The sequence below is a fragment of the Catenovulum adriaticum genome, from assembly GCF_026725475.1.
GTDB classification, from domain to species: domain Bacteria; phylum Pseudomonadota; class Gammaproteobacteria; order Enterobacterales; family Alteromonadaceae; genus Catenovulum; species Catenovulum adriaticum.
In genome coordinates this window covers 95,713-120,956 of the sequence record NZ_CP109967.1, presented here as the reverse complement: position 1 = coordinate 120,956, position 25,244 = coordinate 95,713, and the positions used below count along the sequence as shown (strand labels likewise).

Genomic DNA, 25,244 nt, shown 5'->3' with positions numbered 1-25,244 from the left:
TTAGCTGATCCAAAAACAATTTTTTAATCGAGCGTTTAAAATAAAAATAATCAATTCGCTAAATAGATTATTTCTAGCTTGGGATAACTTGAGGTATAATTTCGATACAATTTATTTAAGTAAAAATGCCATATGACCATCAAAGTAATTAAACACCCATTAATTCAACATAAATTAGGCTTAATGCGAGCGCAGGGTATTAGCACTAAAAGTTTTCGTGAACTTGCATCTGAAGTTGGCGCTTTATTAACCTATGAAGCCACTAAAGAATTACCACTAGAAAACAATTCTATAACCGCTTGGGATGGCAGCCAGTTAGAAGTTGAACATATTAAAGGAAAAAAAATTACTGTTGTGCCAATTTTAAGAGCTGGACTGGGTATGATGGAAGGGGTCACTCAGTTAATTCCAGCAGCTAAAGTGAGTGTGGTCGGCTTACAACGAAATGAAGAAACTCTCGAACCAGTACCTTACTTTGAAAAACTGGTTGGTAAAATTGATGAACGTATCAGTTTAGTAATTGACCCTATGCTTGCCACTGGTGGTTCAATGATAGCCACTATCGATATGCTAAAAAAAGCGGGCTGCCAGCAAATTAAAGTTATCGTATTGGTAGCCGCACCAGAGGGAGTTGAAAAAACCTTAGCTGCTCACCCCGATATTGAAATTTTCACTGCAGCGCTCGACAACCGTTTAGATGAAAACGGCTACATTATTCCGGGTTTAGGAGACGCCGGTGATAAGATATTTGGTACATTTTAATGACAGGCTATTTTTCACCTAAAAATATTATAACCGGTGCTCAAATGCTGTTTGTCGCATTTGGTGCCTTGGTTTTAGTGCCATTGCTTACCGGGCTAGATGCCAACGTCGCACTATTTACTGCCGGTGCCGGCACATTAATTTTTCACTTTGTGACTAAAAACCAAGTGCCAGTCTTTGTGGCCTCGTCATTTGCGTTTATCGCCCCTATTATCGCTTGTAAAGAAATTTACGGTGTTCAAGCTACCATGGGCGGCTTACTTTGTGCGGGTTTAACCTATATTGTGCTCAGCGCCTTGGTTAAGTTAAAAGGGGCAGAGATCCTTCATAAAATTTTACCACCTGTCGTCGTTGGGCCAATTATTATGGTAATTGGTTTAGCTTTATCGCCCGTTGCCGTTAATATGGCGCTAGGAAAAACCGGTGATGGTTCAGCTGTACTAATGGCTCAAGATCAGGCTATTTTATTAGCGATGACATCACTTGCAGTCACTCTGGTGGTCGCCGTTTGGGCAAAAGGCATGTTACGTTTATTGCCCATTTTATCCGGTATTCTCGCTGGTTATGTTTTAGCGCTTACACTCGGCTTAATTGATTTTAGTCAGGTAAAAAATGCCAACATCATTGCCGCTCCTAACTTTATTTTTCCTGAATTTAAATGGCAAGCTATTTTATTTATGATCCCTGTCGCTATTGCCCCAGCAATTGAACATATTGGCGATATGATGGCAATTAGCCAAGTAGCCGGAAAAGATTTTCTTAAAAAGCCGGGGTTACACCGAACATTGTTAGGAGATGGCATTGCGACTTCATTTGCGTCTTCATTAGGCGGCCCACCTAATACGACTTATTCAGAAGTAACAGGGGCTGTTATGCTTACCCGTAATTTTAATCCTAAGGTAATGGTATGGGCTGCGGTATTTGCGGTGGTATTAGCCTTTATAGGTAAAATGGGGGCATTACTACAAACGATTCCAACGCCAGTTATGGGCGGCATTATGACTTTATTATTTGGCTCAATCGCGGTGGTGGGCCTAAACACGCTCGCAAAAGCTAAAATTGATTTAACAGCGCCGCGTAACTTAAGCATCATTGCGTTAATTCTAGTATTTGGGATTGGCGGAATGCAATTTGGTAGTACTGCATTTAGCTTACAAGGTGTTAGTTTATGTGCCATTGTCGGCATCATGTTAAATTGGTTTTTACCACCAGCTAAACCGACCAAAAGTACTTAAATCTGCTATGACATAACATAAGAACGCTTTAAGCTATTATTAGCCTATTGCGTTCTTTTTTACCGCACTTTTTTATCGAACAGTGTAACGACCTAACCATTTTGTTACCGATAAGTTTTAATATCAATTGTTAAAAACCAATTGTTAAAAACCAATCAAAACTCATTAAGGCATACGCAGCCAAAGTCATAATGTTTGTATTATCTGCGCACATTACGTAAGACGCGATACTTTACTGATAGTGGTTAACGCCATACGCTCTTGTTATGTTTTTATTTACATTGAATAAATTATTTTAAACCGAAACAGATTACGTAACGTATAGACTTATATATTAAATTAAAGGCTAATCAATATGTTTTCGATATTTAAGAAAGATCCAGTTAAAAAATTGAACAAACTTTATGAAAGTAAACTTGAAGAAGCTATGCATGCTCAGCGTAGAGGCGATATAAAATCTTACTCAATGATCACCGCTGAAGCTGAAAAAATAAAAGAGCAAATTTTAAAACGACAAGCCGATCCAAAAACATAGACCACATTTTCAGCTAGCTTTTTGAGCCTAGCGGTAAACCAATCCGACAACATGCGATTGACACTCATTGAGTTTTCTTCTACGTTTATCAAATCGGTTAGGCTAAAAAAATACCAACTTAAGGGAGAAAGCTCAATAAATTTTTACAACATTCAGGCATGCTTATTATCGTGGAATAGATTTACAGACTCGTTCTTTATTATTAGGGCGTGTTAATCTTATTTTTTACCGCACATTGTGGCGGCCTAACCCTTTTGTTGCCGATAAGTTTTGATACCAATTGTTAAAAACTAATTCAAACTCATTAAAACACACTTGGCCAAAGTCATAATTTTTGTATTGCGCTAACAAATGCATCATTGACTGTTTATTTTTTAACGCCGAACAAAATCGAACAACGGTGAGATGAGCAGTAGAAAGGGCATATCGGCTATCAATACTGGTATGCACGGCCGATGCTTTATACTTTTGTCTAAGCTCGTGTCTCAGATCAATTAAACCATCACCAACTGGAAAACCCTGAATTAAAATGCAAGAAGGTGAAGCTGTTACACCTTTAAATTGAATCTCTATCGGTTTAACTTTTGTCATGCATTGATTAAAAATTTCTAGATATAACGCTGTATTGAGTTCACTGAGTTTTAAGCCAGATATACAGCTTATAATAGATAAAATAGTGAGATGTAATTCATTTTCAGGGTAGTAATATTGCTTAGGTTCAATGTTTTGTAATTGCGATAAAAATCGATTTATATTTAAGCTCACTTCCCTGTTATTATTTTGCAAATAAGCTAAGGCTGTCACCCCTCTTCGTGTATCGCTTGGGTCGTTAATCAGTGGATCTGTTTGATATTGTCCTGCCATTATTTTTTGATACGACTCATCCCACATATCATCATAAATTTTTTTAAGCATTCCTTTACCTTGGTAAATACGATTAAATATCTCTCTTTAAAATTAAAAAACACACGTTAGTTATCTTGTAGCCAAATTAAGCTTGCTTGACGTCCAGTTTGACCGTCTCGGCGGTACGAAAAATAATCCTCAGGTTGATTCATTGTACACTCATAATCCGAATAAATTTGGATAACACCTAGCTGATTTAATTCTATTTCTGCCAGTTTATAAATATTGGCAAGCCATTTATGATGGGGTTTAAGCGCACTCGATTGAATAAAGCAGTTTTGATAAGCTAAATTTTTTTCAATAAAACATTGTCTAACCTCATCACCGACCTCAAATTTTAAAGGGCCAATAGCTGGTCCTAACCAAGCGATGATTTGAGTTAACGGCGATTTTGTTTTTGAAATGATAGTCGTTAAAGTTTTAGTTAAAATGCCTGAAGCTAAACCACGCCAACCACAATGAACAGCCGCAACAAAACGAGCTTCAGAGTCAGTTAATAGGACGGGTAAACAATCAGCAGTCATAACCGCACAAACTTGGTTTGGTGAACATGTATACACTGCATCAGCTTGTGGTGGATAAGCTAAATTGGTTTGAGAGGGCAATTCAATAGCCTCTTGACCATGCACCTGTTCCAACCAACAGATAGAGCCCGGTGCATTTATTAAAGCGCGATTTTGCTTAACGCAATCTAGATTATCCCCTACATGTGTGCCTAAATTCAGGCTATTAAATGGCGGCTGACTCACCCCGCCAAATCGTGTAGTTTGAATCGTTTTTACCGACTCAGGCGCCGGCCAGTTTGCAAAAAACACTATGAATTTACCTTAAGTTAATGCTCAGTTAATAGTCTTTGGTTGAATTTAACTGAGTATCTAAACGCAAAGCTTCTGTCATCGCCTGAATATCTTCTGGTATCGGCGCCTCAAATTGCATCCATTCACCAGTTACTGGGTGTTCTAACTCCAAAATGGCAGCATGTAGCGCTTGTCTTTTAAACTCTCGCAGCTGTTCACGGAATGCTTCGTCTGCGCCTTTAGGCGGTCTGGCACGGCCTCCATAACCAATATCGCCAACCAACGGGTGTTTTAAATGCGACATATGCACCCTGATTTGATGTGTCCGGCCAGTTTCTAAACGCAATCTTAACCGAGTATGGGCTCTAAATTTTTCAGCTACACGAAAATGTGTTACTGCTGGTTTGCCATCAGCAACCACTGCCATGATGGTACGCTTATCTGGATGGCGGCCTATCGGAAAATCCGCAACCCCACCCGCGGTTAAACAACCATTTACTAGCGCTTCATATTCGCGTGTGACCGTTTTATCTTGTAACTGGCTCACTAACGAAGTTTGTGCTACTAAATTTTTTGCCACTACCATTAAACCAGTTGTGTCTTTATCAAGTCGATGAACGATGCCAGCTCTAGGAACTTGTTCAATTTCTGGATAATAATGTAATAACGCGTTTAAAATAGTACCATTTCGGTTGCCCGCACCAGGATGAACAACCAAACCGGCTGGCTTGTTAAGCACCATAATATCGTCATCTTCATAAACAATATCTAGCTCAATGTCTTCAGCCACCGCTTCCACTTCAACTTTTAGTTCAGCGTTTACTTCAATCAGCTCGCCACCAATGACTTTTTCTCTTGGTTTTGTTGCAACAGTCCCATTTACTTTAATTTGTCCGGCTAAAAGCCACTCTTTTAACCGAGAACGTGAATATTCGGGGAACAATTCGGAAATTGCTTGATCTAACCGACTACCAATTGCATGCTCAGGCAAGGTACCAGTTAATGAAATTTGTTCTATCATAATTGCTCTCTGGGTATATTACTGATTAAACGGTGCAAGTTTGCTCACCCTGAGTTAGAATGCGCAAAAACCTAATTGTAACCCCGATAGGGGTGAACTCATAATTTTTTAGAAAAAGAGGGAGTCAAGTTGAACTTTAAGCATACCCTAATCGCCTCTTCATTGGCCTTAACCGTGCTTGCAGGTTGCTCAAGTGCGCCTGACGAAGTCGTAGTCGCCGAGCAATCTGCGGTTGAATCACAATATTTAGAAGCAAAAAACTTACTCATTGAGGGTAACTATGTACGTGCAGCTGAAATTTTATCAGCGCTTGATGCCAGTTTTCCATTTGGTCCTTATTCTCACCAAATTCAACTTGATTTAATTTACTCTTATTACAAAACCGACAATACCAGCCAGGCACTTGCCTCTATTGACCGTTTTTTAAAATTAAATCCCACTCATACAGACATTGATTATGTCTATTATATGCGTGGCCTAACTAACTTGAAAGCAGCTAAAAATGCCCTCCAAGAAATGGTCGGTATTGAACGTTTTGATCGAGATATTACTGAACACAGAGAAGCTTTTAGTGATTTCAACAAAATTGTGATTGATTATCCCGAAAGTCAATACGCCAAAGATGCACGCCAACGGATGATCTACACTAAAAACTTTATTGCCAAAAGCGAATTAGCAGTAGCAGAATATTACATGCGTAGAAGCGCTTATGTAGCAGCAGCTAACCGTGCTAAGTATGTACTTGAAAATTTAGGGGATACAGATCAAGTAGAAAACGCATTAGAAATGATGTTAGTCAGCTATGATCAACTCGAATTAACTGATTTATACGACAATACTTATCAAGTTTTAAAACTAAATTATCCAGATAATCCATTAGTTAATTAAAACTACCCCACGGTGATTTGTAAAAATTAACCACATAAAAAAGGTCGCAAATTGCGACCTTTTTTATTAGCAGCTAATGCTTAGCTGGCTTAACTCACAGAAACAGATTTGCTTTTACGGTGCTTTTCTTCCATAAATTCTAGCTCTTGCTGGTTTGATAATAATACCGCAAACCAACGGGTCGATTCAGAAGCCTCAGTCGCAATTTTAACAACCATAGTTAATGGCACCGACAATAACATACCAACGGTTCCTAACAACCAACCCCAAAATATCAAGGATAAAAATACCACCAAACTAGATAGCCCCATACCTTTTCCCATATATTTGGGCTCTACAAAGTTACCCATAATCGTATTAATTGACAAATAACCCAAAGCCGCAATACCCGCAGCCAACGGACTTACTTGAATAAAGGAAAGCAACACCACAGGAATTGCCGCAATAATAGAACCAATATTAGGAATATAATTAAACAAAAAAGCTAATACGCCCCAAAGCACAAAATAATCAACCCCCAGTCCCCAGCAAAGCAAACCGGCTAAAATCCCCGTTATTATGCTAATAATCGTTTTAATCGCTAAATAATGATTCACAGAGCGTAAAAAGCAATACACACTCTCAATATGTTGAGTCGGTTTACGCCAAGCGCGGCGCAACTTATCCGTTACGGCATCAGCTTCAAACAACATAAAAACAATGGTAATTAAAATTAAAAACGCATTTGCCAACGTGTTACCTAAACCAGATAGCATATTGGTAGCCAAAGACATAGCCGCGCCCGGATCAAAGTATTCTACAAATTGTTGTCGGTTCAAATGAATATTAAAACTGGCCAACTGATTGGTAAACCAGCCAATTTCATCTTGTAATTTGGCTTTATATTCAGGTAAATCTTGGCTAAAACTGTTTAACGATTGGCCGACTAAACTAGCAAGTGAAAACCCTAAGGTTAAAATCACAATAATCACAAAAGCCACAGCCAACACTTTAGGAATTTTAAAACCCTGTAAAAAATTAATGACCGGCTGACAGACTATCGCAATAAAAAGTGATAACAAAAATGGCACAACTAACTGCTGGGAGGTTTTAATTCCCGCTAAAATAATGACTAAAGCGGCGAGAGTCATCAATAGTCTCACTGCCGGGTTATTAGTAAAAGGCATAAAATGATCCAGCTATATTATTTATTGATATATTGTCAGTATTTATTCAGAAAGACCAGAAAGATGTTAAACGAACCCCAATAAAAAATTATCATTAAAAAAGCCGCTATTAATATTTTAGGCAAGGCCAGTTGTGAGCGCAACTAGGTTAACCTCAACTCGGTTTAATGAATATGCAGCCATCGCAGAAGCCTTTCCCGACGTAAAAGAAGTTTGCTAATCCCCTATTTTGAATTCAAACCGAAACAAATAAATGCATAGTCGTAATGTTTGTCATCAACTGAATAAAAAAGCACCCGCATCATTTCTTGAACCAAGTAAATTAATGCGAGTGCTTAATATTTAATAAATGTAAACAGCAACAAAACGCTTACGTTTTATTGCGCATCTTCACTTTTATATAAACGGTTTGCTTTTAGATTGCTAAATTCAGCCGTTTCGCCGTTTCTCCAACGAATATGTGCTGATTTAATCTGGGTCTCGTCACCTAAACCAAAATGCACAATATCAAGTAGGCTTTGAGAATGCACAGCCCCAGCTGAACCAACTCGTTGTTGATATTTTTTACCTGAAGCCGTTTCAATGGTAACCAGAGCTGAATATGGGTCAACATGATGTTTAGGACTATAACCTAGATCAAATAAAACATAATGACCTGGCGTCTGGGTTTGGTTATTGTACAAATACCAAGTTCCCTCTTCCTCACTGCCATTTAACATGTCTAGTAAGCCATCGTTATTAAAATCAAAAGCTTGGCCCATATCGCCATGGCCTGTATCTGTAGCGTCAAATGCACCATGTTCGGTAAAAGTTTCAAAGCTGCCTTTACCATTATTGATTAGCATTAAATCAGCGACACGTTCGTTTAAATATCCATAGCGATAAACAAATAAATCCTGCCAACCATCGTTATTTAAGTCACCTCGGGTAACACCCCAGCTATTAGCGCCTAACGGTATATTCCACTTTTGAGTTGCATCAACAAATTTGTCGCCTTGGTTAATTAACAGGCGGTCTTGTACGTTACGGTTATTAGCTTGCCAATCATACTCAACATCATTTAAACCTGTTAATGAGAAAGTAACAGTCCAATAAATATTTTGATCTCGAACCCATTCAGCTTTCCATTCACCGTTACCTAAATGTCCAATATATAATCCGTTCACTTTTCGCTCTTGGGGCCAACCAGCAGCTTGTTCAGGACTAATGCTCATTTCACTAGGCGCGTTTTTCATTTCTTTTGGTAACTGAATTGGCATGAAGCCTTTAGCTTTAACAATTTTACGTTGCTTGTCTTGGCCTAAAAAGATTGCAAAACCGTCATTGTACTGGCGATAGGTTAAATCCATATCAGATAATCGAATATCGCCATCTGCCTTAAATTTAACCGCCGTTGTGCCTTTTTCACCATCGTCTCGGATATCGAGTCGTTTAGTCTTCGGGTTAAAGTCAATTGATTTACGCGACAACTGATAATGTGTGCGACCGCCTGTCACATACAAATCAAGCAAACCATCATTATTTGCATCTATATCAGCACCGCCGTAATACCCAGATTTCCCAATAAGCGATTTAGGTAATTTAGTTTTTGTCACATCAGTAAAACTAAAATCACCTGTACCTTGCCAAAGTGTTATCGGTGAAAAAACAATAATATCGTCGATATTATCATGATTAAAATCAGTCACTAATAAGCGTTCACCAGCCGCATGTTCAATGCCGTCTATCGTTTTTTGACTAAAAGTACCATCGCCATTGTTTTCATAAAATAAATGTCTAGGGCCATCATAGTTCGGAGTTTTAGCGTTAAATAATGCAACATCTAAGTCCCCATCTAAGTCTAAGTCAATCCAACGCGGTGAACGGCCACGAGCTGGCGTTAAAATACCAGCTTCAGGTGACGCATTTACAAATTCGCCATTTTCATTTTTAAGCAAAATATATGAGGTCGGATTCGTGCCATTAGCACCACCTTGAGCAACCATAATATCCAAATCGCCATCGTTATCGTAGTCGCCTACCGTTGAACCATGAAAATCTAATGGGGAATCAAATAACTTTTTAATATCAACAGGTTGGTCACCATTATTGGTGACTAATTGAGTTGGAACATGATTATGATTATTGAGTACTAGATCATAGTCTCCATCATTATCTACATCACCAATCGATGGTCCGCCATATTTATAAGTCACTTCAGTTTCAAAGCCAAGTGCTTTAGATTGATCTTTAAATTTAGGTAAAACAAGGCCACTTACATCTTCAAATTGAACGTTAAGCAGCTTAACATCAGCACTACGACGCACAAAAGTTAAGTTTTTTTCGCCTTTTGATTCAAAATCGACTAACAAGTTAAGTTGATGCTTGCCTTTTTTTGGTATATTTAAATTATCTGCAATTAACCTGTCGCCATCATAAACACTAATGTTGGCATAATTTTGTTCTATCTCAACATCCATAGTTAAACGTTTTAATGTTGAGCCTTGTACTGAGTACAACGCAGAATAATTTTTGTCATTAGTTAATAAAACCGGCGATAATAATAATTTTTGGTTTTGTAAATCAACCTGTTCAGACTGTAAGGTTTCATTGACCTCTGGACTGGCACAGCCTGTTAAAACACCTACCGCAGCACTGCTAAATGCAGCACATAATATAGGAAGTAGCCTTTTTTTGAATTTCATCATTTTCTCAACCTAAATTGTTTAAAAAATATTACCGGATAAAACTTAGTTAACAATATACATTATACATAACCGTTTTTATATAGGTATTCATAACAATCTAGCCGAAGCTATGTATTTATTTTTAGTAGGCTGGTAATACACCCTAAAAATAACTGACGTCAAAAGTAGAATTTTCTCGTAACATAAACGCAGGAGATTCTGCATGAAAACATCAAAATTTAGCGACAGCCAAATCCTGGCAATTTTAAAACAAGCGGAAGCCGGTGCGCCGGTTCCGGAGCTATGCCGCGAGCATGGCATGAGTTCGGCTACCTTTTATAAATGGCGCGCCAAGTTTGGCGGCATGGATGCGTCCATGATGGCCCGATTAAAAGAGCTGGAAACCGAAAATGCACGGCTTAAAAAGATGTATGCCGAGGAGCGACTAAAGGCTGAAATCCTCAAAGAGGCCATCGAAAAAAAGTGGTAAAGCCGTCGCGCCGACGGGAGTTGGCGCAAAAGGCGGTGCAAAACCATTCCATTGCCATCAAGTTAGCGTGTTCCTTGTTTGGGATTAGCGAAACCTGTTATCGCTATCAGGCCAAACTGAGTGACGAGAACGCGCTAATTGCTGACTGGCTGCTTTGGCTAACGACAAATCACCGCAGTTGGGGCTTTGGTATGTGTTTTTACTTTTTACGTAATGTGAAACGTTTTGGCTGGAACCATAAGCGGGTGTTGAGGATTTATCGGGAGCTGGAGCTTAATCTGCGCATAAAGCCTAAGAAGCGCTTAAAACGGGATAAACCTGAAGCACTTGCTGTGCCTGAGTCGATAAACCAGTGTTGGTCTATGGATTTTATGCATGACCAGCTTGTTGATGGCCGCAGCTTCAGGCTACTCAATATCATTGACGATTTTAATCGTGAGGGTCTGGCGATTGAAGTAGACTTCTCGCTGCCAGCTGAACGTGTTGTCCGCACTCTCAATCAAGTTATTGAATGGCGTGGAAAGCCCAGGCAAATCCGCAGTGACAATGGCCCGGAATATATCAGTGCGTTATTGGCTGAGTGGGCTGAAAAACATGATGTTGAACTAAAATTTATCCAACCAGGCAACCCACAGCAAAATGCTTATGTGGAGCGGTATAACCGCACCGTTCGCTACGAATGGCTGAACCAGTATTTATTCAGCAGTATTGCCGAAGTGCAAGATCATGCGACAGAATGGCTATGGTTTTACAACAATGAACGACCAAATAAGGCAATTGGTGGCATACCACCGAAATACAAACAGGCTTTAATAACGCAACCTTCTACTTTTAGCGTCAATTAAAAATGGGTGTATTACCGGCTCAAATGAAGCAATCAACTGAGATTAAACTGACAAGTCCGTTTTTTATTTGTTATCATTTTCGATAAAAATTAAGCCACGCTACGCTGATTTTTTGGATAAGATATTTGTATTAAAAAATCAATACGCCTTAACATACCATTCTATTTTTACTTGGGAGAAACCACTTGCCAAATCCATCTAACTGGAATGCCGAATTTGTTTATCAAACTGCCTGTAAACTCGCAATTACAGCATTAGATGAACAACAAAAGCTCACAACAGAAATAAAACCGGATCACTCAATTGTAACCCAAGCTGACAAATTAGTTGAAAGCATGGCTATTGAAGCACTGAGTGATAAAGCTAAAAATATTAGTGTCATTGGTGAAGAAACCATTAAAGAGTTATCTGAAGCAGAATTAGCATCAGCCATTAAACATGATTGCTATATTATTGACCCCATTGACGGCACCGTACCTTACGCTTCACTAACACCTCTTTGGGGAATTTCTATTGGTTTTGCAAAAGCAGGCTATATAAGTGAAGGCTGTATTATTTTACCCGGCACCTATGAAGCCATTATTACAAAAGACGGCCAGAGTTATTACGCAAAAGGGGCAGGTAAACTACCTGAGTTTGATGAACTAAAACCTATTTCAAGTGATCTTAGAGATAATTGCGATCACCCATCGCGCGTTTTAGTTATTAATCAGCTAACGGCTAAAACAAAAACCATAACGGGTTTAAGCCGTGGTGTCACCACTTATTACAGTATCGTTTTTCCGTATATTTATTTAGCTTTAGGCCGAATGGCTGGCATTTACGCCAGTCTAAATGTTTGGGACGCAGCCGCTGGTATGGCGATACTACGAAATTTAGGTTTTTATGCCGGATTTTCTAATGGCGATTCAGTGAGCTACAAATTAAGTGAAGATTTTGATTTTTCAACTTACAAAAAAGGCCAAGTAAGATCTAAAAACGTGATGGTTTACGCCAAAGACAAAGCTTTTAGTGATGACTTTGTCAAATGTATTAATTAACTTGGGTTAAAACAAGTTTAAAATGCGTAACGATGAAAATGACGCAATTAATAATCTTCATTGACCGGATCAAACTACAATATCGTTCGCTGTATTGGGGTTTGTTCGGTTAAATTAGGGTTGGTTAAGTTAAGCACCCGTCGCTGTTTTATTGTGGCTCGGTTCAATACTTGTATCACCAGCCAAATAGACAGCAAACAACTATGATAATTAAACCAATTTATATACAAATTGGTACCAGACAAACTCTAGGCAATTCATAAAGCAAGAAATGGAATATGTTAGAGATTTTATTATTCTCCATTATAAAATCACAAATCGAAACGATACGCCTTTTTAGAATTATGCCCGTAACATGCAAGTGCCTGAAAATTTGCAGCGTAAAATTGACCTTTTTAAAAGCCACGGTCGAATTTTTAGAGAAAATGACGAGCTCTTCAACGAATCAAGTTGGCTTGCAGTAATGATAGGACAAGGCTTAATTCCGAAAAAATATCATCCACTAGCGGACTCGTTATCAGATGAAGAAATTAGCTACCGGATGCAACACGTTAAAGAAGTTATTGAAAAATCAGTCGCGCAAATGCCTACCCACAGCCAATTTATAAAGCAGCATTGCCAAGCACAGCCGGATAGTTAACCAATGAGCTAAATTACCATTGGTTAACTAAAAACCCACAATTTTAGTCATGATTAACGCAAATGCTTGGCAAAAAAGGCGAGCGTTCGTTGCCAAGCCAATTCAGCATTTTCAGGATCATAACGACCCGTTGAGTCATTATGAAAACCATGTTTTGCGTTTTTATACAGATACATCTGATAATCAACGTCTGCCTTTTTAAGATCTGCTTCGTACTCTGGCCACGTTTTGTTAACCCGCTCATCTTGCTCACCTAGTTGAATAAGCAACGGTGCCTTGATGTTTTTTCTAAGGGGCTCCGCGGCAGGCGTTCCGTAAAAAGGTACACCAGCAGAAAGTAAATGACTATCTATTGCCGCCAAGTAGTTCACCATGTAGCCCCCAAAACAAAAACCAACGGCTCCTAATTTACCATTTGATAATGGGTGCGATTTTAAAAACCGTGCGGCAGCCACAAAATCGTGTTGAATTTTGGATTTATCTAAACTTTTCTGTAAAGCACGCCCTTTATCATCATTACCAGGATAACCACCAACAGGGTGTAAAGCATCAGGAGCAAACGCCATATATCCCGCCTTAGCCAGCCGCCTAGCAACATCTTTAACGTAAGGGTTTAAACCTCGATTTTCGTGAATCACTAACACCACCGGATAGTGAGCTTTTTCAGTTGTTGGTTTAACTAAATAGCCGCGCCCACTCCCGTGGCCTTTTGGCGAGTCAAACTCTTGATAACTTGCAACTATATCATCGTCATTAAAAGAGACTTGTTCTGCTAACGCATAATTAGGTAACAACGCAGATGTGAGCACCGACATTGAGTACCCAATCGCGACTAAAGTCCCTAATTTTTTCATAAAGGTACGACGGTCCATGCCGCCATGAGCATAGTCGTCGTACCAATCAAACGCTTCTTGCGGAATTTCAGCCGCACCTTGTTCCGCTACGTGATGTTTATTTTCCATATTTTACCCAATGTAGTTATATTAAAAATGCGCTTACCATCCACTGAAATGGCTAATAACTATACTGAGGCGTTGCTGCGTTAAAATCAACTATCGATTATTTTCTGGACCTACCATCCAATATCACCGACATTTTAACCGTCATTCCGCACCTAGTTTTTAATTAACTTTGGTGTTTTTTTATTCAGTTGATCGCATTATTTCAAAAAAGCCTTGACCTAGATCCCAGATCTTGATCTATTACTCTCTTTTGAGAGTGGTGATCACAATGCCTAACCCTTTTACTAAAACACTTGAACATCACGGCTTGGTTGCTGGTTTTTGTCATGAAATCCAATTGGTCGACTTAATTGACCGTAAACTCGGTCAATCAAACGATCGTACTTTAAGCTTTGGCCAACTGGTTTTGGCTATGGTGATAAATGGCTTGGGGTTTACTGGCCGAACGCTACACATGTACAGTGAGTACTTTAAAGATAAGCCACTTGAGCGCTTAATTGGTGAAGGCGTCAAGGCTGAGCAAATCAATGATGATGCGTTAGGTCGATGTTTAGACAAGCTGTATGAATTTGGTGTATCCAGTTTATACCAAGATCTCGGCGAAACGGTTGTTAGTCACCTTGGTCTGGGCGGAGAATCACTACATTTAGACTCCACTAGCTTCCATTATGATGGTCAATCAAACGATGTGGATGATGATGTTAATACTATCCACATTGCCAAAGGGTATTCTCGCGACCACCGCCCCGACTTAAACCAAGTGGTTTTAAACCTCATCTGTGAAAATCAATCCGGCATTCCGGTTTATATGAAACCCGCCAGTGGCAACTGCAATGATATGGATGGGTTTAAAAAGATAGTTAAAGCCCATGTGAATAGCTTAAAGGCAGCACAACGCTGTCGCTACTTGGTGGGGGATGCTGCTTTATATGTTCAAGAATCCCTTTCTCATTTACAGCAAATCAATCAACTATTTATCACGCGTGTCCCTCAAACACTCAAAGAAGCTAAAACGCTCATCAAATTAGCTCCGACTTTAAGTTTTACGCCTTTATCTTCAGGCTACGAAGGCGTGTTTCATGAATGTGAATATGGTGGCGTAAAGCAAAAGTGGTTGCTAGTACGCAGTGAGCAAGCTGCTAAACGCGAAACACATACGTTAAGTAAGCGCATGCACAAACAAGCAGAGCAAGCACGTAAAAGCTTTAAACAACTCAGTCAAAAAATATTTGCTTGCGAAGGTGATGCACAAAAGTCATTGGAGGAATGGAAAAAGAAACAAATACTCTGTGATGTTGAAGGGCAAGTTGAAAAAGTCCCCGTATTTGCCGGAAAAGGGCGACCTAAAAAAAATGAAAACCCGATACGGATTGATTACCAAATTACAGGGCGTTTATTTACTCCACTGGCTCGACGCCAAGCGGCATTGGAACAATTGGGGCTGTTTATCATTGCCAGCAATGACATGAGTGAAGCGTTAACCATGGATAAAATGCTCAGCACGTATAAATCACAGCAATCAGTAGAAAAAGGCTTCCGCTTTCTGAAGAGCCCAGACTTTTTAACCAACGCCATTTTCTTGAAAAAGCCAGAACGAATAGAAGCATTATTAATGGTGATGACGGTCTGTTTAATGGTATATGCAGCCTTGGAGCATCAGATCCGCAAACAACTTGTAGAGCAAGAGCAGTACTTCCCTGATATGAAATACAAACCCCATCAGAAACCCACCGCTCGCTGGGTGTTCCAATGCTTTCAAGGGATCACCATCATATATATCAACGAAAAAACTAAATTCGTTGCCAATTTAGAGGAACGTCACCGCACCATTATTAATTGCTTAGGTCATCACTATCAAAAAATTTATTCCTAAAAGTGGTGCGGAAGATCGGTTTTAAAGGTATAAATTACAAATAATTAGGTTAAATTTTATTTATTAGGCATTTTGCGCTCTTACTGTCCTGTTTTAAATTCTGATATCTGTATGTTCAGAGCATTAAAGCATAAATTTTGATTCTAAAATCCAGTGCAAAACCAATAATAATAAACTCATTAATAAACATTAAAATCTTTCGCCCGAACTATCTCTGTTATACAAAAATGTAAACAACACGCTTTAGTGCTTAATTTTAACCGAACAATCAATGTTTACATCAACTATTCATTGATTATAGCGATTAATAACTTCAACTTTCAGTTTCAATTTAACGATTCCCAACACATTGAATTTTATAAATTTAACATTGAAAATAAAAAAATTGTATTACCAATTAACACAACCTAAATTACAACAAACCAAGTTAATTGTAAAAAACATCTTTGATTATTGTTTAACCTTTGTTATATTTTTATCTCATTATTAATTTCACAAACATGAAAGTAAGAACCTAATTAGATAGCAAGGTTAAAGCTATCCATTAAAAATTGTAAGACAATAAAATAATAAAAAGGGAATGTAATTAACGTTAAGTAATTGAAGTTAAGTAAATTAAGCCGACTAAATTAGACTAGCAACCCAGGGGATAAAACGATGAAAATGAAAACCAACTTAATCACATTAGGCATGCTACTTTCACTTTCAGCATGTAGTTTAGATACGAATGATGACAATAGTGCAGATGAACCTGAAAATACACCAGCTAGTATTTCAGGTGATATAACGGGTGAATTATCTAGCGACGCTACCACTAACATTGCAGGCTCATTAGTGATTAACGACGTTGATGAAGGTGAAGCCAAAGCCACGTCACAATCTGCTACTTCAACCACTTATGGCACATTTTCAGTTGAAGAAAATGGTGATTGGACGTATGCACTCGATACCAGTAAAAGCGCCGTTGTCGGCTTAACTAGCCCAAGTGATACCTTAACAGATACCATCAATGTGACATCTGCTGATGGTACAAGCTCAACCATCACCATCACGATAACGGGTGTTGACCCAACTAATACGCCTGCAACATTTGGTGGTGAACAAGCTAAAACTATCGAAAACGATACTAGCGATGATGTGACAGGCACTGTGACAATTATCGATCCAGATTCAGGTGAAGCCACCTTGGTAAGCCAAGTTAGCCAAGCCAGCAGCTATGGTACTTTTTCAATTGATGACAATGGGGCTTGGGTTTATACCTTAACCACCAGCAATACCGATGTATCAGGTTTAGTCTCTGAAGGAGATACCCTTACAGATACCATTGAAATTGAATCAGCCGACGGTACCACCAGCTCAATTGTGATTACCATTACCGGTTCTGCGTCTAGCTCAGCCGTTAGCAAAGTGGCTAAATTAACCGATACGAAAGACAGCGATACCGGTGAGCTAAGATTAAAACTGGCCGATCAAGATATCGATCCACTTCAAGTCGGTAAATTAACGCTTTCATTTAAAAAAGAAGCAGGCGCACAAAATAACAACCCAAATGACACTGATACTGACTTTAAAGATGCGTACATTGGGTTATACGGTAGTTCCGTCAGTACGGGTAAAGACTTAATTGAATTAAGAATGAATGAAGGGACTTATCAAATTCGTAACCAAGACGATATTGATGTTGCAGCAACATTCACCGGCGATGAGTGGGTTAACGTAGAATTTACCTGGGATGCAAGCAATGCATCAGACACAGTACAGCCTATTATCACTGCTAGTATTAACGGTACACCGGTCACTACAGATGCATTTTCTGCAGCTTCAACTGATTTATCGTTAACTAAAGACGGCTTACAATATTTAAGTTTCAAAATAGGCGATAATGACGCGACCGTCCCGACTGCTTTTTATCTTGATGATATTAAAATTTATTCAGATATTGCGGGCACAGTGATTGTATATGAAGATAACTTTGAAAGTTATGATGTTGATGCAACACTTGAAAGCACTAACGATGCATCACCTTATCATTCAAATACCAACGAAGTAGTGGTCGTTGAGCAAGCTAAAGAGTAACTCTATGATTTTATGTTAGTAACAGTATGAGCTGAATTAATACCGTTAAACGTAAAAACTGATAATAGATTAAATAACGCCACGTTTGTGGCGTTATTATTTTAATTCATAATCTGAGTTAACTTTTGTTATTCAGCTAACATTATTCAAATCACCTTATTTAAAGTACAGGTTATCCAAAACTTGGGTTAATAAGGGTCTTTTGGTTTTAATTTTATGCGTTTTGCATAATCCACAATTTTATTTTCAGCTTTCCATTTTTCACACATAACTTCTAATTTTTTAACTAAATCAGGCTTAGAATCAGCTAAATTTGTTGTTTCGCCTGGATCATTATGCAAATCATAAAGCGCTTTAACAATGCCGGGTTTTGCCAGCGTTTGCAAATACCAACCAGGCTCAATTAATAACTTCCAACGGCCTTGATAGATTACACTTTGCTGGCCTTTATCATTAAAGAAAATCGCTTCAGGTGGCGCTAACTTTTCACCTTTAAGTATACCCGCCACATCTCTGCCATCTGGTTTTCTGGGCTGGGTTTCACGAAATGTTGCTGGAAATTGAGTATCTGTAATATTAAGTAGCGTCGGCACGATATCGCCAACCCAAACTAAATCGTCAGATATGGTATTAGGTTTAATCACCTCAGGCCAAGCCGCAATAGCATGTGCACGCGCTCCCCCTTCCCAAAGGAGTGCTTTAACGCCTCGATATGGTGAATTCATTAAATCACCAATATGTGAAGCAGCGCCATTATCTGATAAATAAAAAATCAGCGTATTTTTATATTCCCCAGTATCTTTTAAGCTCTGAATTAATTTGCCGACATTATCGTCAATTTTTTCCATCATGGCAGCATGTATCGCTGACTGAAGCCGAAACTTTTCAATTTTGTCTTTATCTTGGTGCGTCCACATACCATTATTATTTACAATTTTAGCTTGTTCAGAAAACAAGCCAGCATTAATTAGCCCTTGATGGCGATCATCTGCCACTTTTTGTAAATCAGCATATCGCTTTAAATATTTTTGCACTAAAGATTCAGGGGCTTGCAAGGGTTTATGCGGAGCACGGTACGCGGCATACATAAAGAAAGGTTTAGGATCTTTAGAAGCATCTTTAATCATTTCAATGGCTCTGTCGGTCATACCGTCGGTTGCATAAAATGCTTTACCTGACTGACCGTCACAACCGCCATAGCGCTTTTTGTTAAACGCGTTATTGGTATAGCAACGCATTGTATAGTGACTATCGTATTGAATGTTGGCTTTTTTATTCCCTTCATAGTAATTGTGTTTATCACCTGGGGTAAAAAATAAATTGCCTTGTGCACCATGAAAAACAAAACTCTCTTGGAAGCCTCTTTGTGGGGGTAGCGCTAAATATTCTTGCTCCATTTCAGCCTGCGTTAACTTCATGCCCGGATGCGTCTTTTCCCAATATGCTGACATTTGTTTAGGATTCTGTTTAATATAACTGCCTCCTAAATGCCATTTGCCAACTATCATCGTTTGATAGCCGTTACCTGCTAGTAACTCTGATATTAGCGGTTGAGTGTAAGGCAAACGACCTCTGTGAGCTTCAAACGGAAATTCTCGCATCCAGTCACCCACAACGCCGCCACCAAAACCAACATGTGCTGCGTCAACGCCAGTCAATAATGTAGCTCGAGTTGGGCTACACCTCGCATTACTATAAAGTTGGCTAAATCGCATACCTTCATTCGCGAGTTGATCTAAATTAGGCGTATCGATTTCACCGCCAAAACTACCAATGTCGGTATATCCAGCGTCATCAGATAAAATAATTAAAATATTAGGGCGTTGTTCGGCGCTATAGCCATTCGTAGAAATGACAGCACACAACAAAGTGAGAAATGAAATATAAATCGTCTTCATAATGGTCAATTGTTAACAATAGTTAAAGACAAATTAACCTACCACTTTAGTGATTGCAACAAATTATTGTAATGGCGCTGTAAAGAAAGGTATCAAGGTGTCTTAGCCTATCTAGGACACCTTGTGAAGTTGTATTCGTTTAATAACTGATTCTGATAGGATAAGTCATTGAACTACTTTAATTTAAATGCAAATGCGTGCTTACCTATCTGTTGAGTAGGCGGTTCAATAATTAAGCCTTCATCGGTTTGACGCCATTGAATTTTTTCGTCACTTCCCAATAAAGAAACCGACTTAATCGCTTTATCTAATGTGCGTAATGAACGAATTTTTACTGGTTCAGTTGGCCAATCTAATACAATTGCATAAAGCGCATCACCTTTTGTGGTAAAACGAATATCTTTTTCGGTATTGTCTTTGTTTTGGCGTTCGCTTAAGTGCCCCTCAACAACTTCTGCTGGGCCTTCGCCATAAATTGTCCAAGGGCTTGTGCCATAAATAGCTTCACCGTTTTGATTAAGCCATTGGCCCATTTCTGTTAGGCGCTTTCTAACCGGAGGTAAAATTTTACCTTGCGCCGTTGGGGTAATATTTAATAGGACTCGACCATTTTTACTCACGACATCAACTAAAAAATCAATTAAACGATTACTTGATTTGTAATTGGGTTCACTCGTATGTGACCAAGAATCCCAATCAATTGAATCATCCGTTAACCAAGGAAATGACTTAGTATCGCTCATACGTGCACGTTCTAAATCTAATACCGCAGAACCTGGTTCCAAATCGTGGAATTTATAAGTGACAACAACCTCTTGGTCATTTTTATCCGCGTGGTTGTAGTAATAACTTAAAAATTTAAGCCGTGTTTTTTCGTCAATAATATCCATTTTATTATCAAAATACACAAGATCCGGTTGGTACTTGTCAACCACTTCAACTACTCTTGCTAACCAGTCTTGGTTAAATTGTTTATCTGGCAGTGGATTAGTCGGTTTATCCGCCATCACAAAAGTACCTTCGGGTACTTTAGGGCCATATAAGTCTGCAAACTCGGCTTGACCTGCGTCTGTATTTTCATCCCAAGTCGGATACCATGCATACTTCCACTGATGATGAAAAGTAGCAATAAACTTCATATCTTGCGCTTTTATCGCTTTTGACATTTCACCCACAATATCTTTTTTAGGCCCCATGTCTTTAGCATTCCAGCGTGTTAAGTCACTATCCCACATGGCAAAACCATCCGCATGTTCAGTAACTGGGCCCGCAAATTCGGCACCTGCTTGTTTAAATAAAGCCGCCCATTCTTGGGCATCAAAATGCTCACCGGTAAACATGGGAATAAAATCTTTATAGCCAAATTTATCTAACGAACCATATGTTTTTTCATGATATTCACGAATCGGATGACCTTCTCTGTACATCCAAATTGAATACCATTCGGTTTTATGGGCAGGCACTGAGTAAGGCCCCCAATGAAAATAAATGCCAAATTTGGCATCTAAAAACCATTGTGGTGTTTGATGCTGTTTTACCGAAGCCCAATTTGCTTGATACTCAGCTGTTAACTTATTCGATTTGTTAGCTTGTGGTTCACTGGGCGTGGAATGCGTTTTACTGCAAGACGCAACTAACAATGCGCTAGCAACCGTCGCGAATACCTGTGTTCCAAGTTTAATATGCTTCATGGTTCGAACCCCATTTAAATTTAATCGTTTGCAAATATAGTATACATTCGAGAAAAACCACTCACTAAAGCAATGGCAAGTTAACGAGCAATTATCACATCATTTAATGGACTCTCTCATGTTGTATGGATTAAAAATTAACACAAGCCATTTTATTTGTATATAAATTTAATATTTTATTTTTGATTTTCAGTTGGGCATTTTAATTCAAAGTTGATGATTAAAATTGAAATTAAAGTTTATTAATATTTAATGACCTACAGTCTTTTAACTCAAATGCGCTTGATAACAATTATCATTAACGTTAATATTACCGTGTAAATATCTTAGTAAAAACGCGAGTTCGACTTTTGGCAGTTAATGCTTTGTGTTGCCGTGTAATCAGGAAATTCGATGAAATATTTAAATACCTTCAATAAAGCTATTTTAGCGGTGAGCGTAGCTCAAATATGTCAAGTCGGTTATGCAGCCGAACAAAACTCTGAAAACGAAATTGAACGCATCGACGTCATTGGCCAAGCGTCTTATCGCAGCACCGCCACTAAATCTACGCTAAGCCCAATTAATTCGCCGGTTAGTGTTTCCGTACTTGATCAAGCATTGCTCAACCAGCGCCAAGCTGATTCTGTGACAAAAGCATTAAGGTATGTTTCAGGTGTGACCACCGAAAGCCGAGCCAGTATTACCATATTCGACCAATTTAATATGCGCGGTTTTGACACGTACCAAAGCTTTTATGATGGCTTGCCATTATTAACAAATAATTTGTGGAATTTATATCCTCAAGTGGATGCATTTGCCACTGAATCAATCGAGGTTTTAAAAGGGCCTGCCTCATCGCTTTACGGTTTAGTCCCTCCGGGCGGCTTAGTTAATCAAGTAGCAAAATATCCTACTGGCTCAGAACAAGCCATGGTACGAGCCACTATCGGCTCCCACGGGATGTTAGAATTAGGCGCAGACATAAGCGGTCAACTTCATCAACAACTAGATTACCGTTTAGTATTATTAGGCAAAAAGCGAGATGGTCAGCAAGTTACAACTGAAAATGAAAGAATAACAATTGCCCCTACAGTCACTTTAAATTTGTCTGAGCAAACCAGTTTAAGTTTAAATGCTTATTATCAAAACGATCCTAAAATGGTGCCTTCTACTCCCTTGCCAGCCGTAGGAACGCTTTATTCTGCACCTTATGGCAAACTCGCGTCTGATGCCTATGCTGGTGATAAAAATTGGAACCACTTTGAACGAGAAGTATTGATGTTGGGGTATAAACTAAACCATCAATTTGAAAGCGGCTGGACTTTTTTACAAAAATTTAGATTTACCGATGCGCATGGCGAACAGCGCAACCTGTACAATAATGGCTTAGCTGACGATCAACAAACATTAACCCGCTCAGCATATCGCACAAATGAGAATATAGAAGGTTTTGTGCTCGATAATCAATTGGCAGGTTTAATTAATACTGGCGACGTCACCCATCATTTGTTATTTGGTTTCGATTATCAAGATTCAGAATCTGATGTAAATTATCAAGATACGCTAGGCACACAAACGGCTTCCATCGATTTATCTAATCCTAATCATGATTTACTAGATATTACCCAATTGCCCATTGATTTTTATTCAGAAGCGCATGATATCAACATTCAACAAAAAGGGTTATACGCACAAGACGAAATTAAATTTAGTAAGCTTTCGGTTATATTAAATGCACGCTTTGATAAATTTAACAGTCAAGACAAAGCCGATAATGTTTATAACGGTAGCGAATACGGCAGTAATACAAAAATAGACCAGGATCAGTTTTCTGGACGAATTGCAGCAATGTACAACTTTGAATCTGGTTTGCGCCCTTACATAAATTACTCTGAGTCATTTGAACCAGCATCGGGAGTAGATTCGGTCACGAATGAAACCTTTAAACCAACTACAGCTCAGCAAAAAGAACTCGGTTTAAAATACCAATCTGATGATAATTCACTCACTTTTTCTAGTGCTTATTTTATTATCACCAAACAAAATGTTGTGGTGAATACGCCTGATTTTGCACTGAAAACACAAACGGGTGAAGTAGAGTCTAAAGGGTTTGAATTTGAATTAAATACGCAAATAACAGACGACTTTATACTAACCACTAATTACACTCACTTAGATATGGAAGTGACTAAAGATAAACTTGATCCGGAGTTAGTGGGTAAAACACCCGTTTGGGTTGCTCAAGAAATGGCTTCTGTTTGGGCTAACTACTACTTTTCAAATACACTCGAAGGTTTAATGTTAGGTGGTGGTGCTCGCTACGTAGGTAAAAGCCAATTAGATAAATATAACACCGACACCGTCCCATCTTATACATTGTTAGATGCGGTTATGGCTTATAAACTTGCAAATCATGATGTGCAAATAACCGGCAGCGTAAGTAATTTAACTGACAAACGCTTTGTGGGTGCCTGTTATGACGCAGACAATTGCTGGATGGGTGCCGATCGCACTTTTGAATTAGGGATCCAAGTTGGCTTTTAAATTTAATAAGCTTAATTTGAGCTAAACACGCCCGAATTGTTGATCAACTGGCTGCCTTCACCTGCAGCCTTTTTATTTATCATGTGAGAATAAATGAAAAAAACATTATTTAAATGGCACAGCTATTTAGCTTTATTTGCACTGTTGCCAATTTGTCTGATCTCAATTACAGGTTCAATTTTGGTATTTAAAGTTGAAATTGACCGGTTATTGATGCCCGAGGTAGTAACAGTAACAACTGAAAAACAGCAACGCCAATCAATGGATGAGTTACAGGCCTATCTGGAAAGCTCACTAAAAGATTTTCATCTCGGTACATGGGAAATTTTTGACGACAAACACGAAGCCGACCGAGTATATGTAATAAAACGGGGCACCAACGATTGGTATAAAGTGCATTTAGACCCCTACGCCGGAAAACTGTTGGATGAACCCCATATTCATGACGATTTTTATCTGACCGATTGGATACTCAAACTTCATTACACTTTGCTATTAAACCACAGGTCTTTTTTAAATGAACACTTTGGCGTTATGCTAGGATTTATCTATGCGCTTATCTTGTTATTTTTAGGCATTTCAGGTTTAATTTTACAATGGCGTTTTATTAAAAAGCTATTTAGTGTGCGCTGGAAAGCTCACCTAAGAGTCATGCTAAGCGATATTCACAAATTTAATGGCGTGGTTATTTCCCCTTTGTTACTGATTGTCGCATTTACTGGTGCTTATTTTAATTTTGTTGAAATTTACCATGAAGAAATTGAACATGCACATGAAGAGCCGACGCCAGTGCCTATGGATACAAACTTTTATTCCACTGGTGTTTCAATTGATCAACAACTTAATGTAATTAAGCAAAAAATGGATCGTTTTGAGCCAACCTACCTAACGTTTCCATTTGAGCCTGACGGTGCGTTTGTTTGGTATGGTGATGTGCCCGACACCAGTATTCTCACCAGCCAATATGCAACTTATATGGTATTTGATAGAGAAACCGGTAATTATGCGAGTCATTTTGATGCCAGACAAGCAGATTTAGGCTATTTAACGTTAGATAGCTTCCGACGTTTACATTTTGGTAATTTTGCTGGATTAACCAGTAAAATTTTATGGTGCATAACCGGGCTTATTCCTTTAATTTTATCAATCACAGGTATTTATATGTGGTTGATTCGAACCCGAAAAATCCAAGTAAAACGCGAGTGTCGATAGCCTTTTTATCATATT

General features: G+C 38.7%; 18 protein-coding genes and 1 pseudogene. 11 read left to right on the top strand and 8 right to left on the bottom strand.

Annotation, left to right across the window (positions count from 1 at the left end; genetic code table 11):
• Positions 1 to 132: 132 nt before the first annotated feature.
• From upp to OLW01_RS16500, 3 genes are all read left to right on the top strand, one after another.
• Positions 133 to 762, top strand: a complete 630-nt coding sequence (gene upp / locus OLW01_RS16510; protein WP_268077083.1) for a uracil phosphoribosyltransferase — start codon at positions 133 to 135, stop codon at positions 760 to 762.
• Positions 762 to 1,997, top strand: a complete 1,236-nt coding sequence (locus tag OLW01_RS16505) for a uracil-xanthine permease family protein (protein WP_268077082.1) — start codon at positions 762 to 764, stop codon at positions 1,995 to 1,997. The genes upp and OLW01_RS16505 overlap by 1 nt, the downstream gene beginning before the upstream one ends.
• A gap of 355 nt (positions 1,998 to 2,352) precedes the next feature.
• Complete coding sequence (locus OLW01_RS16500; protein WP_268077080.1) at positions 2,353 to 2,532, top strand: DUF6435 family protein; 180 nt, start codon at positions 2,353 to 2,355, stop codon at positions 2,530 to 2,532.
• Between the two features lie 225 nt (positions 2,533 to 2,757).
• On the opposite strand, the gene OLW01_RS16495 is transcribed toward OLW01_RS16500, so the two are convergent.
• The 3 genes from OLW01_RS16495 to rluD are packed head-to-tail and all read right to left on the bottom strand — an operon-like array spanning position 2,758 to position 5,256.
• Complete coding sequence (locus OLW01_RS16495; protein ID WP_268077078.1) at positions 2,758 to 3,447, bottom strand: hypothetical protein; 690 nt, start codon at positions 3,445 to 3,447, stop codon at positions 2,758 to 2,760.
• A gap of 56 nt (positions 3,448 to 3,503) precedes the next feature.
• Positions 3,504 to 4,253, bottom strand: a complete 750-nt coding sequence (gene pgeF, locus OLW01_RS16490) for a peptidoglycan editing factor PgeF (protein WP_268077076.1) — start codon at positions 4,251 to 4,253, stop codon at positions 3,504 to 3,506.
• A 28-nt stretch (positions 4,254 to 4,281) separates the two neighbouring features.
• Positions 4,282 to 5,256 (bottom strand): 23S rRNA pseudouridine(1911/1915/1917) synthase RluD, encoded by a 975-nt coding sequence (gene rluD / locus OLW01_RS16485; protein ID WP_268077074.1) that lies wholly within the window; start codon positions 5,254 to 5,256, stop codon positions 4,282 to 4,284.
• 129 nt (positions 5,257 to 5,385) lie between these two features.
• On the opposite strand from rluD, the gene OLW01_RS16480 reads away from it, so the two are divergent.
• Positions 5,386 to 6,144, top strand: a complete 759-nt coding sequence (locus OLW01_RS16480; RefSeq protein ID WP_268077072.1) for an outer membrane protein assembly factor BamD — start codon at positions 5,386 to 5,388, stop codon at positions 6,142 to 6,144.
• Between the two features lie 89 nt (positions 6,145 to 6,233).
• Here OLW01_RS16480 and OLW01_RS16475 read toward each other — a convergent pair whose 3' ends face one another.
• Together OLW01_RS16475 and OLW01_RS16470 are read right to left on the bottom strand one after the other, a co-directional pair.
• Positions 6,234 to 7,310 (bottom strand): AI-2E family transporter, encoded by a 1,077-nt coding sequence (locus tag OLW01_RS16475; RefSeq protein WP_268077071.1) that lies wholly within the window; start codon positions 7,308 to 7,310, stop codon positions 6,234 to 6,236.
• Positions 7,311 to 7,687: 377 nt separating this feature from the next.
• Entirely contained in the window at positions 7,688 to 9,997 is a 2,310-nt protein-coding gene (locus OLW01_RS16470; RefSeq protein WP_268077069.1) for a CRTAC1 family protein, read from the bottom strand.
• A 202-nt stretch (positions 9,998 to 10,199) separates the two neighbouring features.
• Between OLW01_RS16470 and OLW01_RS16465 the strand changes: the two genes are divergently transcribed.
• The 3 genes and pseudogenes from OLW01_RS16465 to OLW01_RS16455 all read left to right on the top strand — a co-directional run bounded on the left by OLW01_RS16465 (position 10,200) and on the right by OLW01_RS16455 (position 12,991).
• Positions 10,200 to 11,311 (top strand): IS3 family transposase gene (locus OLW01_RS16465; RefSeq protein WP_268076910.1). Its coding sequence is split into 2 segments (ribosomal slippage): positions 10,200 to 10,461 and positions 10,461 to 11,311, totalling 1,113 coding nucleotides; the frame shifts between segments, so codons are not numbered across the junction.
• 185 nt (positions 11,312 to 11,496) lie between these two features.
• Positions 11,497 to 12,351, top strand: coding sequence for an inositol monophosphatase family protein (locus tag OLW01_RS16460; RefSeq protein ID WP_268077068.1), 855 nt, complete (start codon positions 11,497 to 11,499; stop codon positions 12,349 to 12,351).
• Between the two features lie 259 nt (positions 12,352 to 12,610).
• Positions 12,611 to 12,991, top strand: a pseudogene (locus tag OLW01_RS16455) (tryptophan 7-halogenase).
• 53 nt (positions 12,992 to 13,044) lie between these two features.
• On the opposite strand, the gene OLW01_RS16450 reads toward OLW01_RS16455, so the two are convergent.
• Positions 13,045 to 13,953 carry a dienelactone hydrolase family protein gene (locus OLW01_RS16450; RefSeq protein ID WP_268077066.1) on the bottom strand — a complete coding sequence of 303 codons (909 nt, stop codon included), beginning with the start codon at positions 13,951 to 13,953 and terminating at the stop codon, positions 13,045 to 13,047.
• Positions 13,954 to 14,221: 268 nt separating this feature from the next.
• On the opposite strand from OLW01_RS16450, the gene OLW01_RS16445 reads away from it, so the two are divergent.
• Together OLW01_RS16445 and OLW01_RS16440 are read left to right on the top strand one after the other, a co-directional pair.
• Positions 14,222 to 15,826, top strand: a complete 1,605-nt coding sequence (locus OLW01_RS16445; RefSeq protein WP_268076542.1) for an IS1634 family transposase — start codon at positions 14,222 to 14,224, stop codon at positions 15,824 to 15,826.
• 657 nt (positions 15,827 to 16,483) lie between these two features.
• A complete protein-coding gene (locus tag OLW01_RS16440) occupies positions 16,484 to 17,902 on the top strand; it encodes a VCBS domain-containing protein (protein WP_268077064.1) in 1,419 nt (472 codons plus the stop codon).
• Between the two features lie 188 nt (positions 17,903 to 18,090).
• Here OLW01_RS16440 and OLW01_RS16435 read toward each other — a convergent pair whose 3' ends face one another.
• Positions 18,091 to 19,800, bottom strand: a complete 1,710-nt coding sequence (locus tag OLW01_RS16435; RefSeq protein WP_268077062.1) for a sulfatase-like hydrolase/transferase — start codon at positions 19,798 to 19,800, stop codon at positions 18,091 to 18,093.
• A 173-nt stretch (positions 19,801 to 19,973) separates the two neighbouring features.
• Positions 19,974 to 21,491, bottom strand: coding sequence for an alpha-L-fucosidase (locus OLW01_RS16430; RefSeq protein WP_268077061.1), 1,518 nt, complete (start codon positions 21,489 to 21,491; stop codon positions 19,974 to 19,976).
• Positions 21,492 to 21,884: 393 nt separating this feature from the next.
• Between OLW01_RS16430 and OLW01_RS16425 the strand changes: the two genes are divergently transcribed.
• Positions 21,885 to 24,017: a TonB-dependent siderophore receptor gene (locus tag OLW01_RS16425; RefSeq protein WP_268077059.1), complete on the top strand. Its 2,133-nt coding sequence runs from the start codon at positions 21,885 to 21,887 to the stop codon at positions 24,015 to 24,017.
• A gap of 93 nt (positions 24,018 to 24,110) precedes the next feature.
• A complete protein-coding gene (locus tag OLW01_RS16420; RefSeq protein ID WP_268077058.1) occupies positions 24,111 to 25,229 on the top strand; it encodes a PepSY-associated TM helix domain-containing protein in 1,119 nt (372 codons plus the stop codon).
• Positions 25,230 to 25,244 lie beyond the last annotated feature (15 nt).

Coding starts and splice junctions, on each gene's coding strand:
- upp (WP_268077083.1), top strand. CDS start 133: ATGACCATCAAAGTAATTAAACACCCATTAATTCAACATAAATTAGGC.
- OLW01_RS16505 (WP_268077082.1), top strand. CDS start 762: ATGACAGGCTATTTTTCACCTAAAAATATTATAACCGGTGCTCAAATG.
- OLW01_RS16500 (WP_268077080.1), top strand. CDS start 2,353: ATGTTTTCGATATTTAAGAAAGATCCAGTTAAAAAATTGAACAAACTT.
- OLW01_RS16495 (WP_268077078.1), bottom strand. CDS start 3,447: ATGCTTAAAAAAATTTATGATGATATGTGGGATGAGTCGTATCAAAAA.
- rluD (WP_268077074.1), bottom strand. CDS start 5,256: ATGATAGAACAAATTTCATTAACTGGTACCTTGCCTGAGCATGCAATT.
- OLW01_RS16475 (WP_268077071.1), bottom strand. CDS start 7,310: ATGCCTTTTACTAATAACCCGGCAGTGAGACTATTGATGACTCTCGCC.
- OLW01_RS16470 (WP_268077069.1), bottom strand. CDS start 9,997: ATGATGAAATTCAAAAAAAGGCTACTTCCTATATTATGTGCTGCATTT.
- OLW01_RS16450 (WP_268077066.1), bottom strand. CDS start 13,953: ATGGAAAATAAACATCACGTAGCGGAACAAGGTGCGGCTGAAATTCCG.
- OLW01_RS16445 (WP_268076542.1), top strand. CDS start 14,222: ATGCCTAACCCTTTTACTAAAACACTTGAACATCACGGCTTGGTTGCT.
- OLW01_RS16440 (WP_268077064.1), top strand. CDS start 16,484: ATGAAAATGAAAACCAACTTAATCACATTAGGCATGCTACTTTCACTT.
- OLW01_RS16435 (WP_268077062.1), bottom strand. CDS start 19,800: ATGAAGACGATTTATATTTCATTTCTCACTTTGTTGTGTGCTGTCATT.
- OLW01_RS16430 (WP_268077061.1), bottom strand. CDS start 21,491: ATGAAGCATATTAAACTTGGAACACAGGTATTCGCGACGGTTGCTAGC.
- OLW01_RS16425 (WP_268077059.1), top strand. CDS start 21,885: ATGAAATATTTAAATACCTTCAATAAAGCTATTTTAGCGGTGAGCGTA.
- OLW01_RS16420 (WP_268077058.1), top strand. CDS start 24,111: ATGAAAAAAACATTATTTAAATGGCACAGCTATTTAGCTTTATTTGCA.